This window comes from Roseovarius sp., assembly GCF_965277045.1.
Lineage (GTDB): Bacteria > Pseudomonadota > Alphaproteobacteria > Rhodobacterales > Rhodobacteraceae > Roseovarius.
Genome location: NZ_OZ255712.1, coordinates 1,431,759 through 1,447,634 on the forward strand (window position 1 = coordinate 1,431,759; position 15,876 = coordinate 1,447,634).

General features: G+C 65.5%; 17 protein-coding genes. 16 read left to right on the forward strand and 1 reads right to left on the reverse strand.

The genetic code is table 11. From position 1 onward, the window contains the following. The first annotated feature begins 144 nt into the window (after positions 1 to 144). From pyrH to ACQY4V_RS07095, 14 genes are all read left to right on the forward strand, one after another. Entirely contained in the window at positions 145 to 876 is a 732-nt protein-coding gene (gene pyrH / locus ACQY4V_RS07030) for a UMP kinase (protein ID WP_222450178.1), read from the forward strand. Positions 877 to 998: 122 nt separating this feature from the next. Then, the gene (frr, locus tag ACQY4V_RS07035) at positions 999 to 1,562 is read left to right on the forward strand and encodes a ribosome recycling factor (protein ID WP_428516137.1); all 564 of its coding nucleotides are present in this window, start codon (positions 999 to 1,001) and stop codon (positions 1,560 to 1,562) included. Positions 1,563 to 1,581: 19 nt separating this feature from the next. Beyond that, a complete protein-coding gene (locus ACQY4V_RS07040; RefSeq protein WP_428516138.1) occupies positions 1,582 to 2,304 on the forward strand; it encodes an isoprenyl transferase in 723 nt (240 codons plus the stop codon). After that, a complete protein-coding gene (locus ACQY4V_RS07045; protein ID WP_428516139.1) occupies positions 2,301 to 3,086 on the forward strand; it encodes a phosphatidate cytidylyltransferase in 786 nt (261 codons plus the stop codon). The genes ACQY4V_RS07040 and ACQY4V_RS07045 overlap by 4 nt, the downstream gene beginning before the upstream one ends. After that, positions 3,083 to 4,255 (forward strand): 1-deoxy-D-xylulose-5-phosphate reductoisomerase, encoded by a 1,173-nt coding sequence (dxr, locus tag ACQY4V_RS07050; protein ID WP_428516140.1) that lies wholly within the window; start codon positions 3,083 to 3,085, stop codon positions 4,253 to 4,255. Before ACQY4V_RS07045 ends, dxr begins: the two co-directional genes overlap by 4 nt. A gap of 6 nt (positions 4,256 to 4,261) precedes the next feature. Beyond that, entirely contained in the window at positions 4,262 to 5,623 is a 1,362-nt protein-coding gene (rseP, locus tag ACQY4V_RS07055; protein WP_428516141.1) for an RIP metalloprotease RseP, read from the forward strand. 156 nt (positions 5,624 to 5,779) lie between these two features. Next, positions 5,780 to 5,905 (forward strand): hypothetical protein, encoded by a 126-nt coding sequence (locus ACQY4V_RS07060; RefSeq protein ID WP_261391182.1) that lies wholly within the window; start codon positions 5,780 to 5,782, stop codon positions 5,903 to 5,905. A 124-nt stretch (positions 5,906 to 6,029) separates the two neighbouring features. After that, positions 6,030 to 8,345 (forward strand): outer membrane protein assembly factor BamA, encoded by a 2,316-nt coding sequence (gene bamA, locus ACQY4V_RS07065; RefSeq protein WP_428516142.1) that lies wholly within the window; start codon positions 6,030 to 6,032, stop codon positions 8,343 to 8,345. Position 8,346: 1 nt separating this feature from the next. Continuing rightward, a complete protein-coding gene (locus tag ACQY4V_RS07070) occupies positions 8,347 to 8,982 on the forward strand; it encodes an OmpH family outer membrane protein (RefSeq protein WP_428516143.1) in 636 nt (211 codons plus the stop codon). A gap of 220 nt (positions 8,983 to 9,202) precedes the next feature. Next, positions 9,203 to 9,667 carry a 3-hydroxyacyl-ACP dehydratase FabZ gene (gene fabZ / locus ACQY4V_RS07075; RefSeq protein WP_428516144.1) on the forward strand — a complete coding sequence of 155 codons (465 nt, stop codon included), beginning with the start codon at positions 9,203 to 9,205 and terminating at the stop codon, positions 9,665 to 9,667. Between the two features lie 5 nt (positions 9,668 to 9,672). Further along, the gene (lpxA, locus tag ACQY4V_RS07080; protein WP_428516145.1) at positions 9,673 to 10,467 is read left to right on the forward strand and encodes an acyl-ACP--UDP-N-acetylglucosamine O-acyltransferase; all 795 of its coding nucleotides are present in this window, start codon (positions 9,673 to 9,675) and stop codon (positions 10,465 to 10,467) included. A 7-nt stretch (positions 10,468 to 10,474) separates the two neighbouring features. Beyond that, entirely contained in the window at positions 10,475 to 11,395 is a 921-nt protein-coding gene (locus ACQY4V_RS07085) for an LpxI family protein (RefSeq protein ID WP_428516146.1), read from the forward strand. After that, positions 11,392 to 12,543 carry a lipid-A-disaccharide synthase gene (lpxB, locus tag ACQY4V_RS07090; RefSeq protein ID WP_428516147.1) on the forward strand — a complete coding sequence of 384 codons (1,152 nt, stop codon included), beginning with the start codon at positions 11,392 to 11,394 and terminating at the stop codon, positions 12,541 to 12,543. The genes ACQY4V_RS07085 and lpxB overlap by 4 nt, the downstream gene beginning before the upstream one ends. A gap of 56 nt (positions 12,544 to 12,599) precedes the next feature. Beyond that, positions 12,600 to 13,115, forward strand: a complete 516-nt coding sequence (locus tag ACQY4V_RS07095; protein WP_428516148.1) for an REP-associated tyrosine transposase — start codon at positions 12,600 to 12,602, stop codon at positions 13,113 to 13,115. Between the two features lie 23 nt (positions 13,116 to 13,138). Here the strand turns inward: ACQY4V_RS07095 and mnmA are convergent, their stop codons facing one another. Next, positions 13,139 to 14,275: a tRNA 2-thiouridine(34) synthase MnmA gene (mnmA, locus tag ACQY4V_RS07100; RefSeq protein WP_428516149.1), complete on the reverse strand. Its 1,137-nt coding sequence runs from the start codon at positions 14,273 to 14,275 to the stop codon at positions 13,139 to 13,141. Positions 14,276 to 14,494: 219 nt separating this feature from the next. Here mnmA and ACQY4V_RS07105 point away from each other — a divergent pair, with 219 nt between their 5' ends. Further along, a complete protein-coding gene (locus tag ACQY4V_RS07105) occupies positions 14,495 to 14,776 on the forward strand; it encodes a DUF1153 domain-containing protein (RefSeq protein WP_428516150.1) in 282 nt (93 codons plus the stop codon). 89 nt (positions 14,777 to 14,865) lie between these two features. After that, the gene (ctrA, locus tag ACQY4V_RS07110) at positions 14,866 to 15,588 is read left to right on the forward strand and encodes a response regulator transcription factor CtrA (RefSeq protein ID WP_222450190.1); all 723 of its coding nucleotides are present in this window, start codon (positions 14,866 to 14,868) and stop codon (positions 15,586 to 15,588) included. Positions 15,589 to 15,876: the final 288 nt, after the last annotated feature.

The following is a 15,876-nucleotide window of genomic DNA, read 5'->3' on the forward strand; positions in this document are numbered from 1 at the left end:
AAGCGGCTTTGGCGGAAATCCGGGTACACCAGTGCCGTGTGGTCCGGTTTGGCGATTGAACCCGGGGGCGTTTTCGCCCATTTTGCGCGCCAAGAGACGACCCGCACCGGGACCGTTCCAAGACCGCGCATAAGGAGCCGCCCCATGCCAGACGCTGCCGCCCCCGAGACCACGTTCAGCCGGGTCCTGCTGAAGATTTCCGGCGAGGCGCTGATGGGTGACGCGAATTACGGTCTGAACCCGCCCACGGTGGAGCGGATCGCGCGCGAGGTGAAATCGGTCCATGACATGGGCGTCGAGATCTGCATGGTGATCGGCGGCGGCAACATCTTTCGTGGGCTGCAAGGCAGCGCTCAGGGGATGGAGCGGACGACCGCCGACTACATGGGGATGCTGGCCACGGTGATGAACGCGCTGGCGATGCAGAGTGCCTTGGAGAAGCTGGGCGTGTTCTGCCGGGTGATCACCGCCATTCGCATGGACGAGGTGGCAGAGCCCTATATCCGCCGCCGCGCGGTGCGGCACCTTGAGAAAAAGCGGGTGTGCATCTTTGCCGCCGGCACCGGGAACCCCTATTTCACCACCGATACGGCGGCCACGCTGCGCGCCAACGAGATGGCCTGCGAGGCGATCTTCAAGGGCACCAAGGTGGACGGGGTCTATGACAAGGACCCGATGAAATTCGACGATGCCAAGCGGTTCGAGGAGGTCAGCTATGACGAGGTGCTGGCCAAGCACCTGGGCGTGATGGATGCCAGTGCGATCGCGCTGGCGCGCGACAACAACCTGCCGATCATCGTCTTCAGCCTGGACGAGCCGGGCGGCTTTCGCTCGATCCTGGACGGGACGGGCACGTATACGAAGGTTGGCGGCTAGGAGCCGTCTGCGCAAAATCCACGCGAAACCTGAGGCTTTCATACGGGACTGGGGCCTATACATTGGGCGGAACTTGCCGGTATAGAGGCGAGACCATCGTCCGGAAGAACAAGGGATGTAAGATGAGCGACGACTTCGAACTGGACACCAAGGACCTGGAGCGGCGCATGGACGGCGCGATGACCAGCTTGCGCACCGAATTTGCCTCGCTCCGGACGGGCCGGGCCTCGGCCTCGATGCTGGAGCCGGTGATGGTGGACGCCTACGGCGCGATGACGCCGATCAACCAGGTCGGCACCGTGAACGTGCCCGAGCCGCGCATGGTGACCGTCAATGTCTGGGACAAGGGCCTTGTGAACAAGGTGGAAAAGGCCATCCGCGAAAGCGGGCTCGGCATCAATCCGCAGATGAACGGCACGATCATCATGCTGCCCATTCCCGAGCTGAACGAGGAGCGGCGCAAGGAACTAACGAAAGTGGCCGCGCAATATGCCGAGAACGCCCGCGTCGCCATCCGCAACGTGCGCCGCGACGGCATGGACCAGATCAAGAAGGCCAAGGCCGACGGCATGTCCGAGGACGACCAGAAATTCTGGGAAACCGAGGTGCAGGAGATGACCAACCTGCACATCAAGTCCGTGGACGACGCGCTGGAGGCCAAGCAGGCCGAAATCATGCAGGTCTGAGATGACAGGGGCGCGAGACATGCAGGAGCAATCCGCCGGTCGTGGCCCGCGCCATGTGGCGATCATCATGGATGGCAACGGTCGCTGGGCGCAAAAGCGTGGGCGGCCGCGTCTCTTCGGGCACCATGCGGGCGCGCGCCGGGTCAAGGAGATCGTCACCGCCTGTCCCGATTTCGGGGTGGAGTACGTGACCATCTTCGCCTTTTCGACCGAGAACTGGAAGCGGACGCAGACCGAGGTAGCGGGGCTGATGAGCCTGTTTCGCCGCTACATCATGAAGGAAATGCAGGAGTTCGTGCGCGAGAACGTGCGCGTGCGCTTCATCGGCGACCGTCCGCGGCTGGACGCCAAGTTGCGCCGGCTGATGGACGATGCCGAAGCGATGACCCAAGGATGCACCGGCACGAACCTGACCATCGCGCTGAACTATGGCGGACGCGACGAGGTCAGCCGTGCCACCCAGCGCCTGGCGCGTGACGTCGCCGACGGCCGGCTGCGCCCCGAGGACGTCAACGAGGAAACCCTGCCCAAGTATCTCGACACCTGCGTGCTGCCCGATCCCGACCTGGTGATCCGCACGTCGGGCGAGGCGCGGATCTCGAACTTCCTGCTGTGGCAGTCGGCCTATGCGGAATACGAGTTCATCGACACGCTGTGGCCCGATTTCACGCCGGAAATCTTTGGCGAGCTTCTGCGCGGCTATGGCGTGCGGGACCGGCGGTTCGGGGCCGTGACCGCATGAGTGCAGGCGGCGCGAAGTGGTCCGACCTGCGCCGGCGGGCGCTGTCGGGCGTGCTGATGCTGGTGCTGGGCGCCTTTGGAGTCTACCAGGGCGGGCTGTTCTTCATAGTTCTGGTCTGCGCGATCTGCGGCGTCATGGTGTGGGAAACCGCGCGCATGTTCGCCACGCGCCAGGCCGTGGGCCTGGGGATTGCCGCCACGGTGGTGATGGTCGCGCTGAATTTCCTTCCCGGCACCTTCGCGTTGCCCCTGATGCTGGGCCTGGCGCTGGTCGCGGCCAGCCAAACCTCCGAGGACGGGCCGCTGGCCTTTGTCGTGGTCGCCTGGGTGCTGCTGGCCTGCTTTGCGCTGCTGTGGTTGCGCGCCGGGCATGAAACGCTGTGGATCCTGTGGCTGATCCTGGTCGTCATCGCCTCGGACGTGGCGGGGTATTTCGCCGGGCGGATGCTGGGCGGGCCGAAATTCTGGCCGCGCGTCAGTCCCAAGAAGACCTGGTCGGGCACCATCGCGGGCTGGCTTCTGGCCGGGATCGTGGGGATGTTCTTTCTTCAGCCGCTGGGCATGGGGCTGGAATTGGTGCCGATGTCGATGGTCGTGGGCTTTGCCGGGCAGATGGGCGACATCGCCGAAAGCGCCGTGAAGCGCCGCAAGGGAATCAAGGACAGCTCGAGCCTCATTCCCGGCCATGGCGGCGTTTTCGACCGCTTCGACGCCATGCTGGGCAGCAGTGCGGCGGCGCTGCTGTTCTGGGCCGTGGGTCTGATGCCGGGGGCCGGCGCTTGAAGCGTGTGAGCATCCTGGGCGCGACCGGCTCGATCGGGCAAAACACGCTGGACCTGGTGCGGCGCGACCGCAGCGCGTTCCAGGTCGTCGCCCTGACCGGCGGGCGCAACATCGGGAAACTGGCGCAGGATGCCATCGCGTGCGACGCCGAGATTGCCGTCACCGCGCATGACAGCCTGCTGGAGGATCTGCGCGCGGCCTTGCGCGGCACGGGGATCGAGGCCGCCGCGGGCGCGACCGCGCTGACCGAAGCGGGCGCGCGGCCCGCAGACTGGGTGATGTCGGCCATCGTGGGCTTTGCCGGGCTGGCGCCGGGGCTGGCGGCGCTGAACGAAGGCACGACGCTGGCCTTGGCCAACAAGGAATCGCTGGTGGCGGCGGGGCAGCTGATGATGGGCACCGCGCGGCGTGCGGGCGCGCGCATCCTGCCCGTGGACAGCGAGCATTCCGGCATCTTCCAGGCGCTGGTGGGCGAGGACGCCGCCGCCGTTCAGCGCATCATCATCACCGCCAGCGGCGGCGCCTTTCGTGACTGGCCGCTGGATCAGCTGGTTCATGCCACCCCCGACGAGGCCGCGACCCATCCCAACTGGGACATGGGCAAGCGGATCACCATCGACAGCGCCTCGATGTTCAACAAGGCGATGGAGATGATCGAGACGCGCGAGTTCTTCGGCGTGCGGCCCGACCAGATCGAGGTGCTGATCCACCCCGAATCCCTGGTGCACGCCATGGTCCATTACGTCGACGGCGCGATGATGGCGCATATGGGCCCGCACGACATGCGCCACGCCATCGGCTATGCGCTGAACTGGCCGGAACGGCGCGACCTGCCGGTCGCCCCGCTTGACCTTGCCCGGGTGGGACAGCTGACCTTCGAGGCACCGGACCCGGACCGTTTTCCCGCCCTGCGGCTGGCGCGCGACGTGATGGAGGCGCGGGGCCTGATGGGCGCTGTGTTCAACGGCGCCAAGGAGCGGGCACTGGACCATTTCATCGCCGGCAGGATCCGATTCATGCAGATGAACACCATCGTCGAAGAGGTGTTGGCCCGCCTGGAGGGGCATGACAAGATCGCCCAAAGGCCGATGACCCTTGATACAACAGCCCGCGCGGACCATCTGGCAAGGATGTATGTCGACAGCGTGGCGAAAGAGCAGGACGGATAACAGACCTTGGACGGATTAAGCTTTCTCCCGCAGTTCGGTGGCCTTGCCCTGACGCTTCTGGCCTTTTTCGCGGCCCTGTCGGTCATCGTGGCGATCCATGAATACGGCCATTACATCGTCGGGCGCTGGTGCGGCATCAAGGCGGATGTCTTTTCGCTGGGGTTCGGCCCGGTGCTGTTCAGCCGTATGGACAGGCACGGCACGCGCTGGCAACTGGCCGCACTTCCCTTCGGCGGTTACGTCAAGTTCATGGGCGACGCGAACGCCGCCAGCGGCACCAGTGACGGCACGGTCGAGGACATGCCGCCCGAGATTAGGCGCAAGACCATGCTGGGCGCCCCGCTCTGGGCGCGGACGCTGACCGTGGCGGCGGGGCCCGTCTTCAACTTCATCCTGTCGATCCTTGTCTTCGGCGCGATCATCATGAGCCAGGGCAAGGTCACCGAGCCCTATGTCATCGACAACCTGCGCCCGCTGCCGTTCGACGGTGTCACCCTGCAGGAGGGCGACGAGCTGCTGGCGATCGAAGGGCAGGACATTCCGACGCTGATCAACATGGACGAGGAAGACCAAGAGGTCTTCCAGGCCTTCATCGACGCGCTGCCGCGGGAACCGCTGCTGGATTACGAAGTGCGCCGCGACGGCGAGGTTGTCACCGCGACCGGACCGCACCCGCAGCCGCCGCTGGTGACCCAGCTGTCGCCCCGCTCGGCGGCATTCGAATCGGGCCTGAAACAGGAAGACGTGATCGTCGGGCTGGACGGCGAGAGGATCTATGCGTTCGACCAGCTCAAGGACGTGGTGGAAGGCTCGGACGGCGCGACCGTGGCGCTGGACGTGTGGCGCGATGGCGATCTGATGGAATTCGACCTGACCCCGCGCCGGGTGGACGAACCGCAGGAAGACGGCGGGTTCGAGACCAACTGGCGGATCGGCATCGTGGGCGGTCTGCCCTATGAATTGCAGACCGGGCCGCGCGGATTCGGCGACTCCCTGTCGGGCGCGGTGTCGCAGACATGGGCGGTGATCTCGGGGTCGATGTCGGGCCTCTATCACATGGTCACCGGCGCGATCAGCAGCTGCAACATGTCGGGGCCCATCGGCATCGCCGAGGTGTCGGGCGCGATGGCGAGCCAGGGCGTGGACAGCTTCATCTGGTTCATCGCGGTTCTTTCCACCGCCGTGGGCCTGTTGAACCTGTTTCCGATTCCGGTCCTGGATGGCGGCCACCTGGTATTTTACGCCTACGAGGCGGTGGCCGGCCGGCCGCCCAGCGAACGCGCGCTGCGGATCATGATGACCGTGGGCCTGACGCTGGTGCTTGGCGTGATGCTGTTCGCGCTGTTCAACGATATCTTCTGCCCCTGATTGGCCCGGTACGGGGGAGGGGCGACGGGAAGAGCAGGGCAGGGCGCGCGCGGCCTGCCCTGAAAACGTCATTTTTTCCGCCCGAGTGTCGTCACAAAAGAATCGGAAAAGCCGGTTAATACTCTGACAACAAGCGCGTTGAAGGCCGGATACTACATGCAACACGTTCTGAACGGATATCGCGGGATGACCCTGTTGGTGAACCTGAACTGGGACCGCATCCTGTACCTTGCGACCATCGCCGTCGCGCTTTGGGCCGGGGCCTTCGTCGGCTCTCTGTAAGGGCCGCGGATCGCAGCGTCGCCGTAACGACGCACTCGCGCAAAAATCTCCCATACTCGTTTTGACAACCCTCCCCGGACCCGGTAGTGCTTTTGCCCATTGGGATGGCTGATTGGGTTTGCTGATGAAACTGTCGATCGGGTTGGGGACGAAGCGCTTTTCAGGGCTTTATTCAACGCACTTTCTTTCGCTGCTTTTCGCGGCCGGCCTGATGGCCGCCGCCCTGTCCGCCGCATCGCCGGCGCAGGCGCAAAGCTACCGCTTCACCAACGTGTCCATCGAGGGCAACCAGCGGATCGAGGGCGGCACGATCCTCAGCCAGGCGGGCATCGCGCGGGGCGAGACGGTCAGCGCCGGTCAGTTGAACGACGCCGCGCAGCGCATTCGCGCCAGCGGTCTTTTCGAGGACGTTCAGGTCATCCCGCAGGGCAACACGCTGGTGATCCGGGTCATCGAGTACCCGACGATCAATCGCGTCGCGTTCGAGGGCAACCGGCGCATCAAGGATGCCGACCTGCAAGGCTTCATAGAAAGCGAACCGCGCCAGGTGTTCAGCCCGTCGCGGGTGGAGCGCGACATTGCCATCATGACCGAGGCCTATGAACAGAACGGCCGCGTCTCGGCTCGGATCCAGCCCAAGGTGATCCGCCGCAGCGACAACCGCATCGACCTGGTCTACGAGATCTTCGAGGGTGGCGCGATCGAGGTGAACCGGGTCAGCTTTGTCGGCAACCGGGCCTATTCCGACCGCCGGCTGCGCCGCGTGGTGGACAGCAAGCAGGCGGGCCTGCTGCGCGCCATCGTCTCGCGCGACACGTTCAATGCCGAGCGGCTGGAATTCGACAAGCAGGTGCTGCGCGATTTCTACCTGTCGCGCGGCTACGTGGATTTCCGCGTCACCGGCACCAACGCCGAACTGGCGCAGGAACGCGACAGCTATTTCGTGACCTTCAACGTGCAGGAAGGCCAGCAATTCCGCTTTGGGCAGATCACCACCACGAGCGAGATCCCCGAGGCCGATGCCGCCGTTTATCAGAACGTTCTGAAGATTCGCCCGGGCGTCGTCTATTCGCCCACCCTGGTCGAGAGTTCGATCGCGCGGATGGAACGGCTGGCGATCAAGCAGGGCGTCGACTTCCTGCGGGTGGAGCCGGTCATCACCCGCAACGAGCGGGACCTGACGCTGGACGTGGAGTTCATGCTGGTGCGCGGGCCGCGCGTCTTTGTCGAACGCATCGACATCGAGGGCAACACCACCACCCTGGACCGCGTCATCCGCCGGCAGTTCACGCCGGTCGAGGGCGACCCGTTCAACCCGCGCCAGATTCGCGAAGCCGCCGAGCGCATCCGCGCGCTGCGCTATTTCGAGGACGTGGACGTGGAGGCCCGCGAAGGGTCGGACCCCAGCCAGGTCGTGGTCGACGTGGATGTCGAGGAAACCACCACCGGCACGCTCTCCTTCGGCGGCAGCTACAGTTCGGACGGCGGTTTCGGCCTGACGCTGGGCTTTTCAGAGCGCAATTTCCTGGGCCGTGGCCAGCGCGTGACAGCACAGATCGCGGCCTCGGCGGATACCGCGAACTACAATCTTTCATTTGCCGAGCCGGCCTTCCTGGGCCGCGACGTGGAATTCGCGATCCAGACCTCGTTGCTGGAAACCGATGGCAACAACAGCCTTTATGACACCGTCCAGGGCGTCTTCCAGCCCAGCCTGACCTTCCCCGTGTCCGAGAACAGCCGCCTGTCGCTGTATTACCGCGCCGGCTATCAGGAGATGGATGACTATACCGGCGTTTCGCCCACTCTCGCCGCCGAGGTCGCGCAGGGCGATTTCTTTACCAGCGGCATCGGCACGCGCGTCGTCTTCGACACGCGGCGCACGGGGCTCAACCCCAATGCCGGCGTTCTGATCGATGCTGGCGTGGAATATAACGGGCTTGGTGGAGACCTGGAGTACATGAAGTACTCCATGCGCGTGGCCGGACAAAAACTTGCCTTCAACGAAGAGATCACGCTGCGCGCCTCGGTCGAGGCCGGTGCGCTGGACTTCATGGGCGGCGACCAGTCCCGCGCCATAGACCGTTATACCGGGCAGGTGATGCGCGGCTTCGATTCCAACGGCATGGGCCCGATCCAGAATGGCGAACACCTGGGCGGCAACCTCTATGCGGTCGCCAAGTTCGACGTGGAATTCCCGCTGGGCACGCCCGAGGAATTCGGCCTGTCGGGCGGCGCGTTCTACGATGTCGGCGCGATCTGGAATGTCGATACGATCGGTGCGGCGCAATCGACCGGGTTCAATCCGCGCCACGTGGTCGGCCTGTCGCTGTTCTGGGACTCGCCGTTCGGTCCGCTGCGGCTGAACTTCTCGAAAGCGCTCAAGAAAGAGCCGGGCGACATCGAGCGCGAGTTCGATATCACGGTACGCACGGAATTCTGAGATGAGACCGCTACGGGCGCTGCTGATGTCGGTGGCCCTGCTGGCGGTCCCGGCCTGGGTCGCCGGTGGCGCCGTGCCCGCGCTGGCGCAGAACGTCGGCGTGGTGCAGAGCGATATCCTGGTAGTGGATCCCGAACGCCTGTTCGAGGACACCCGCATGGGGCAAGCCATCACGGCCCGCCTGCAGCAGGAGCGCGAGGACCTGATCGCGCTCAACCGCAAGCTCGAGTCCGAGCTGGAAGCCGAGGAACTGGCGCTGACCGAACAGCGGGATACGACATCTCCGGAAAATTTCCGCGCCCTGGCTGACGCCTTTGACGAGAAGGTGCAGCAGATTCGCGCCGACAGCCAACGCCGGGTCCGCCAGCACGAACGCAACCGCGAACGCGCGCCGCTGGATTTCATGCGCCAGGTCGAACCTGTGCTGGTCGAACTGATGCGCGAGGCCGGGGCCTCGGTGGTGATGGACCGGCGCACGGTGCTGTTGCAGGACGATGTCGTCGACATCACCAGCGCCGCGGTGCAACGCATCGACGCCACGCTGGGCGATGGCGCGGGCAATGGCGGGGAGCCTTCGCAGGCCGGCAGCGAGGACGACGCCGCTGGCGACGGCGCCGGGAACACGACCGACAACTAAAGCGTTTCACCGCTTACCCGAGCCGTCAGTGAAAGGCGAAACGTGTGCACCGATCGGCTGTTGTGCTGCGTTTCGCGGCTAAGCCGTGATCCAGGTTTGTCGCGAAACGCTTTAGGCGCGCGCGCCGCCGCGCTTGCCCCGCCGGGGCCGAGTTGCTAAGCCGGGACACCGGGCGCGACGGCTGAGGCTCGCGCGACAGGGCAGAAGGAATATACGACACATGACCCCCCCTCTCGACAGCGCCGATATCGGCCGCATCCAACGGCTGATTCCGCATCGCTATCCGTTCCTGCTGGTGGACAAGGTCGTGGACATGGACGGGACCGCCTCGGCCCGCGGCATCAAGAACGTCACGATGAACGAGCCGCATTTCCAGGGCCATTTTCCGGCCAAACCGATCATGCCGGGCGTCACCATCGTCGAGGCGATGGCGCAGACCGCCGCCGTCATGGTGGGCGCCGCGTTGAAGATGGAGGACCGCGATCTGCTGGTCTATTTCATGGCCATCGAGGGCTGCAAGTTCCGCCGCATGGTGGTGCCCGGCGACGTGCTGGAGCTGAAGGTGACCACCACGCGCGGCAAGCCCGGCGGCAAGGTCTGGCGCTTTCACGGCGAGGCGACGGTCGAGGGGGAACTGGCCTGCGAGGCGGATTTCACCGCGATGATGGATCTGCCGAAGGAGTGACCCGCATGGACGAGACGCGCATCCATTCCAGTGCCGTCGTCGAAGAGGGCGCCCGGATCGGCGCGGGCGTCGAGATCGGCCCGTTCTGCCATGTCGGACCCGAGGTTCGCCTGGACGACGGCGTCGTTCTGAAATCCCACGTGGTCGTCACCGGAGACACCGAAGTTGGCGAGGGATCGGTGATCTTTCCCTTCGCCTGCATCGGAGAGATCCCGCAGGACCTGAAATTCGCCGGTGAGAAAACGAAGCTGGTCATCGGCAAGCGCAACCGCATCCGCGAGCATGTGACGATGAACTCCGGCACCGAGGGCGGTGGCGGCATCACCCGCGTGGGCGACGAGGGCCTCTTCATGGCCGGCTGCCACGTGGCCCATGACGTGCAGGTGGGCAACCGGGTGATCATTGTCAACAACGCGGCCCTTGCAGGCCATTGCGTGGTCGAGGACGACGTGATCATCGGCGGGCTTTCGGGCGTGCACCAATGGGTGCGGATCGGGCAGGGCGCGATCATCGGCGCGGTCACGATGGTGACCAACGACGTGATTCCCTATGGTTTGGTCCAGGCACCGCGCGGGCATCTGGACGGGTTGAACCTGGTGGGTCTCAAGCGGCGCGGGGTGGCGCGGTCGGATATCACCGCGCTGCGCGCGGCGTTCCAGATGCTGGCGCAGGGCGAGGGCGCGTTCCAGGATCGCGCCCGCCGGCTGGGCGAGGAGACCGAGAGCGACTATGTCCGCCAGATCGTGAATTTCGTGCTGGCGGGAAGTGACCGGTCCTTCCTGACGCCGGGCGCGGGCTGAGGCGCCGATGACGCTGGCGCTGATCGCCGGGCAGGGGGGCCTGCCACCGCAACTGGTGCGGGTGATGCTGGCCCGTGGCGAGGTGCCGGTTGTTTGCGAGATCGAACAGTTTCCATCGGATGTGAGAGGCGAGCTGCCGCGGCTGGGCTTTCGTCTTGAAACGCTGGGCAGCTTCATCGCCACCGCGAAAGAGATCGGCGTGACACGGGTTTGCATGGCCGGGGCCATGCGCCGTCCTCCGATTGATCCCGCGAAGATCGACGCGGCGACTCTGCCGCTGGTGCCCAAGGTGCAGGCGGCGCTGACCAATTCGGGCGACGACAGCACGCTGCGCATTTTCACCGAGATATTCGAGGAGGCGGGGCTGGAGGTGATCGGCGCGGCCGAGATCGACCCGTCGCTCTTGCCACCCGAGGGTTTGACCGGCGCGTTGCCCGAAGGCGTGGAGCGCGACATCGCCACAGCGGAGGCCGCGCTGGCCGACCTTGCGGCGGCCGACAAGGGACAGGCGGTGGTGGTGCGCGACGGCACGGTCATCGCCCGCGAGGATGCCCGCGGCACCGACGCCATGCTGGCCGACCTTTGCCCCGAGACGCCGAGCCACTGGATGTCCGACGACCCGTTCGAGATCGTCGGCGACATGCTCGGCAGCGTTGCCGACTGGCTGAGCGGCCCGGTGGCCGAGGCGCGGGCCGCGGAGGATAAGAGCGAGGGCGGCCTTCTCTTCAAGGCACCCAAGCCCGGGCAGGAATTGCGCGTGGACATGCCGCTCATCGGCCTTGGCACCGTTATGCGCGCGGCCGAGGCGGGGCTGGCCGGCATCGTGATCGAGGCGGGCGGCGTGATGCTGCTCGACCCCGATGGCGTGGCCGAGGTGCTGCGGGCGCAGGGCATGTTCCTGTGGGTGCGGCCGCGGGACGCGGCATGAAGGTGTTTGTCATCGCCGGCGAGGCGTCGGGCGACCGGCTGGGTGCGGCGCTGATGGCGGGCCTCAAGTCGCTGACCGCGGTGGAATTCGCCGGAGTCGGCGGCGACCAGATGCAGGCCGAGGGCATGACCTCGCTGTTCCCGATGGAAGAGCTGAGCGTGATGGGGCTGGTCGAGATCCTGCCCAAGTATTTCCACCTCAAACGCCGCATCCGCGAGACTGCCCAGGCGGCGATCGACTATGCACCCGACGTGGTGATCGGCATCGACAGCCCCGATTTTTGCCTGCGCGTGGCGAAGATCATCAAGGAAATGAGCGACTTACGCACCGTGCATTACGTCGCTCCCTCGGTCTGGGCCTGGCGGCCCGGGCGCGCCGACAAGATGGCGAAGGTGATCGACCAGGTGCTGGCGCTCCTGCCGTTCGAGCCGCCCTACCTGGAGGCCGCGGGCGTGGACTGCGATTTCGTCGGCCACCCGGTGGTGAACGATGCCCCGGCCTCGGCTGACGAGATCGCAGAGTTCCGCGCCGATCACGGCCTCGGCGAGGCGCCGGTGCTGCTGGTCCTGCCCGGCTCGCGCGGTGGCGAGGTGGCGCGGCTGGGCCCGATCTTTGGCGAGGCAATCCGGCAGGTTTGCGCGGCGAAACCCGAGTTGCGACTGGTGATCCCGACCGTTGCGGCGCGCACCGAACAGATCACGGAACTTGTGGCCGACTGGCCCGGCGACCCGGTTGTGGTCGGCCCGACAGGGCAGGGCGACCGCGACAAGAGGACAAAGGCCGCCGCCTTCGGCGCGGCGCAGGGGGCGCTGGCGGCGTCGGGCACCGTCTCGCTGGAACTGGCCGCCGCCGATACACCCATGGTCATCGCCTACGACACCAACTGGATCACGCGCGAGATCATCCGCCGGATGCTGATCATCGACACGCTGACGCTGGTCAATCTGGTGTCGGAAACCCGCGCCATCCCCGAATTCAACGGCGAGCGTTGCCGGGCAGAGCTGATCGCGCCCGGCGTTCTGGACATGCTGGACAATCCCGGTACGCAGCTGGACGCGATGCGCCTGACGATGGAGCGGCTGGGGCGCGGCGGCGAGGATCCGGGCCTGCGCGCCGCCCGCGCGGTGCTGGACCGGATGCCCGGCTGACACGGCGTGCGCCCGCGTCAACAGTTCTTTAACGGGAATCGCCCAGTCTTCGGGCCATGGTACAGCTTCTTCCCCTGCGCCGTCGGGGCGTCAGCCGGTTCGTCACCCTGACCCTGGCCGAACCGGGTGCAACGACGCTGGTGGACGAGATCGACCACCTGCAAGGCGCGGTCCGCATGGTCCGCGAGCTCTGGCCGTTCGAGATCGACGCCTGGGTCGTCCTGCCCGATCACCTGCACGCCGTCCTGACATTGCCCATTGGCGACGACGACCTTGCCATCCGGCTCAAAACGATCAAGGCGCGGTTTGCCGCCCGGGTCTCGACACGGGCGATGACACCCAGCCAGATCGCGGCGGGCGGCGCGCATCTGTGGGTTCCGCAGGACATCGTCGAACCTGTCCGCAACCGTGCGGACCTCGAGGCGTTCCGTCAACATTGCCGGACCGATCCGGTGCGCCACGGCTTCGTCGCCGAGCCACAGGGCTGGAAATTCTCGTCGTTTCGGCAGAACAGCCGGACCGATCCGCGCCGCCATGAAAGGATGCCCCGAGGCGTGGCCGGGTTTGCGTAGCCGCGCCTGGGGCCTGACCCCGGTCAGCCTTTCCAGATCCAGCCGCCGCCCAGAATACGGCTGCCTTCGGTCTCATAGAACACGCAGGCCTGGCCGGGCGATACACCTTCCTCGGCCACCATCAGCTCGACCTCCGCCGTGTCCGGCCCGGTGGGGCGGATGACCGCCTCGCGCGGGGGGCGGGTGGAGCGGACCTTGACCGACACGTGCCACTCGGGACGGCTCTGAAAATCCTCGTCGCCCAGCCAGTTTATCTCGCGCACCGGAACGGAGCGGGTCGCCAACATCTCTTTGGGTCCGACGATCACGCGCTGCGTATCGACGTCGAGTTTCACCACGTAAAGCGGCTCTTCCAGGCCACCGATGCCCAGACCCCGGCGCTGGCCGATCGTGTAGTGGATGACGCCGTTGTGCTGCCCCAGGACGCGACCGTCCGCATGGACGATCTCGCCGGGTTCCGCCGCGCCGGGGCGCAGCTTTTCGATCACGCTGGCATAGTTGCCGTTCGGCACGAAGCAGATGTCCTGGCTGTCGGGTTTGTCGGCGACAGGCAGACCATAACGCGCGGCCAAAGCCCGCGTCGCGTCCTTGGACGGCAGGTGTCCCAGCGGAAAGCGCAGGAAGTCCAGCTGTTCCGGCGTGGTCGAAAAGAGGAAATAGCTCTGGTCACGATTGGCGTCCGCCGCGCAATGCAGCTCGGGGCCGCGCTCGCCCGTCTTGCGCTGGATGTAATGGCCGGTTGCCATGCAATCTGCATCGAGGTCCTTGGCGGTTTCCAGCAGGTCCTTGAACTTGACCCGCTCGTTGCAGCGGATGCAGGGCACGGGCGTCGCGCCGGCCAGATAGCTGTCGGCGAACTCGTCGATCACCGCGTCTTTGAAGATGTTCTCGTAATCCAGCACGTAATGCGGAAAGCCCATTTCCTCGGCCACGCGCCGCGCGTCGTGGATGTCGACCCCGGCGCAGCAGGCGCCTTTCTTGGCCAGGGCCGCGCCGTGATCGTAAAGCTGCAATGTCACACCGACCACGTCATAGCCTTCTTCCGCCAACTGTGCGGCCACGACGGAACTGTCGACGCCGCCCGACATGGCGACGACGACCCGCGTGTCGGCGGGCGCCTTGGGAAATCCAAGCGAATTCAGTTCAGGATCGAGCGGCATGGCAGGGCTCCGGCGTTTGCCCGAATATAGGAAGGATCCGACAGGTGTTAAGAGGGCGCGGTGTGGCCTGCCGCGCCGCAAGTGTCAAGCCGGCCGCCTTGGCGCTCACCCGTCGCCGCCCGCTTTTAGGAAAATACTAGGCATTCACCGCGCCCCGTTTCACCCAGCGTTAAGGACAAATCCCGAATGTGGGCAGGGTGTTATCGAGGGGTGAACCAGATGTATCTGAAGAAAGTCGCAGGGCCCCGCGCCGTGACCCTGCCGGATGGCAGCGTCATGACGCGGGCCGATTTGCCGGCGCCGGACACGCAGCGGTGGGTGGCGTCGAGAAAACTCCTGGTTGTGCGGGCGGTGGCGCATGGCCTGCTGTCGCAGGCAGAGGCGCAGGAGATGTACCAGATCAGCGCAGAGGAATTTCACGAATGGCTTGAAGCGGTATCTCGCCACGGCGAGGCGGGGCTGAAGGTGACAGTGGCAAAACCTGTGGACAACCTGAGGTAGACACCTCTATTTGTTCTCATATAGTAACCAGCGGTTAACCAATTTTCGGGAAGATCGTTCGCGACAAGGTTATAAGCGGAGAATTGAACATGCGCGTTCTTCTGGTCGAAGACGATCCGAATACCTCGAAAAGCATCGAGTTGATGCTGACCCATGCCAACCTCAACGTGTACAGCACGGATCTGGGCGAGGAAGGGATCGATCTGGCCAAGCTTTACGATTACGACCTGATCCTGCTCGATCTGGGCCTGCCGGACATGAACGGGCACGAGGTGCTGCGGCAACTCAGGCTTGCACGGATCGACACGCCGATCCTCATCCTGTCCGGGGCGGACGACACCGAGAACAAGATCAAGGGGTTCGGTTTCGGTGCCGACGATTACCTGACCAAGCCCTTCCACCGAGAGGAACTGGTGGCGCGGATCCACGCCATCATCCGCCGGTCCAAGGGACATTCGCAGTCGATGATCCGCACCGGCAAGGTGAACGTGAACCTCGACGCCAAGACGGTGGATGTCGCGGGCAAGACCGTGCACCTGACGGGCAAGGAATACCAGATGCTGGAACTGCTCAGCCTGCGCAAGGGCACGACTCTGACGAAAGAGATGTTCCTGAACCACCTTTACGGCGGGATGGACGAGCCGGAGCTCAAGATCATCGACGTCTTCATCTGCAAGCTGCGCAAGAAACTCGCCGAGGCGACGGGCGGAGACAACTACATCGAAACGGTCTGGGGCCGCGGCTATGTCCTGCGCGACCCCGATCCGAGTGAAGGCAAGGGCGACGGTCCCCGCCTGGCCGTGGGCGCCTGAGACCGGACTGCGGGCGGGCCGCCCCCCCCGATCCTGAGCCGCGTTCCCACAATGGGTACGTCGCGCAAAACCGGCCCGACGCGCCGGGGCTTGCCACAGGGCCTTCCCCCGACCGGGTCCGGCCCCAACGCCGGGCCCGGTGACCTTTCGCCGGTCGCCTGCACCGGCAGACCGGGACCACGCCCGGCGCTCGGGGCCACTCGGGCCACTCGAACCTGGCGGGTCTTCGCAAGCGGCGCGGGTCCGTTGCGGCCGGCCCTGAAAATCGGTCATTCAGCTTCGCTGCGA

Coding starts and splice junctions, on each gene's coding strand:
- pyrH (WP_222450178.1), top strand. CDS start 145: ATGCCAGACGCTGCCGCCCCCGAGACCACGTTCAGCCGGGTCCTGCTG.
- frr (WP_428516137.1), top strand. CDS start 999: ATGAGCGACGACTTCGAACTGGACACCAAGGACCTGGAGCGGCGCATG.
- ACQY4V_RS07040 (WP_428516138.1), top strand. CDS start 1,582: ATGCAGGAGCAATCCGCCGGTCGTGGCCCGCGCCATGTGGCGATCATC.
- ACQY4V_RS07045 (WP_428516139.1), top strand. CDS start 2,301: ATGAGTGCAGGCGGCGCGAAGTGGTCCGACCTGCGCCGGCGGGCGCTG.
- ACQY4V_RS07060 (WP_261391182.1), top strand. CDS start 5,780: ATGCAACACGTTCTGAACGGATATCGCGGGATGACCCTGTTGGTGAAC.
- bamA (WP_428516142.1), top strand. CDS start 6,030: ATGAAACTGTCGATCGGGTTGGGGACGAAGCGCTTTTCAGGGCTTTAT.
- ACQY4V_RS07070 (WP_428516143.1), top strand. CDS start 8,347: ATGAGACCGCTACGGGCGCTGCTGATGTCGGTGGCCCTGCTGGCGGTC.
- fabZ (WP_428516144.1), top strand. CDS start 9,203: ATGACCCCCCCTCTCGACAGCGCCGATATCGGCCGCATCCAACGGCTG.
- lpxA (WP_428516145.1), top strand. CDS start 9,673: ATGGACGAGACGCGCATCCATTCCAGTGCCGTCGTCGAAGAGGGCGCC.
- ACQY4V_RS07085 (WP_428516146.1), top strand. CDS start 10,475: ATGACGCTGGCGCTGATCGCCGGGCAGGGGGGCCTGCCACCGCAACTG.
- lpxB (WP_428516147.1), top strand. CDS start 11,392: ATGAAGGTGTTTGTCATCGCCGGCGAGGCGTCGGGCGACCGGCTGGGT.
- ACQY4V_RS07095 (WP_428516148.1), top strand. CDS start 12,600: ATGGTACAGCTTCTTCCCCTGCGCCGTCGGGGCGTCAGCCGGTTCGTC.
- mnmA (WP_428516149.1), bottom strand. CDS start 14,275: ATGCCGCTCGATCCTGAACTGAATTCGCTTGGATTTCCCAAGGCGCCC.
- ACQY4V_RS07105 (WP_428516150.1), top strand. CDS start 14,495: ATGTATCTGAAGAAAGTCGCAGGGCCCCGCGCCGTGACCCTGCCGGAT.
- ctrA (WP_222450190.1), top strand. CDS start 14,866: ATGCGCGTTCTTCTGGTCGAAGACGATCCGAATACCTCGAAAAGCATC.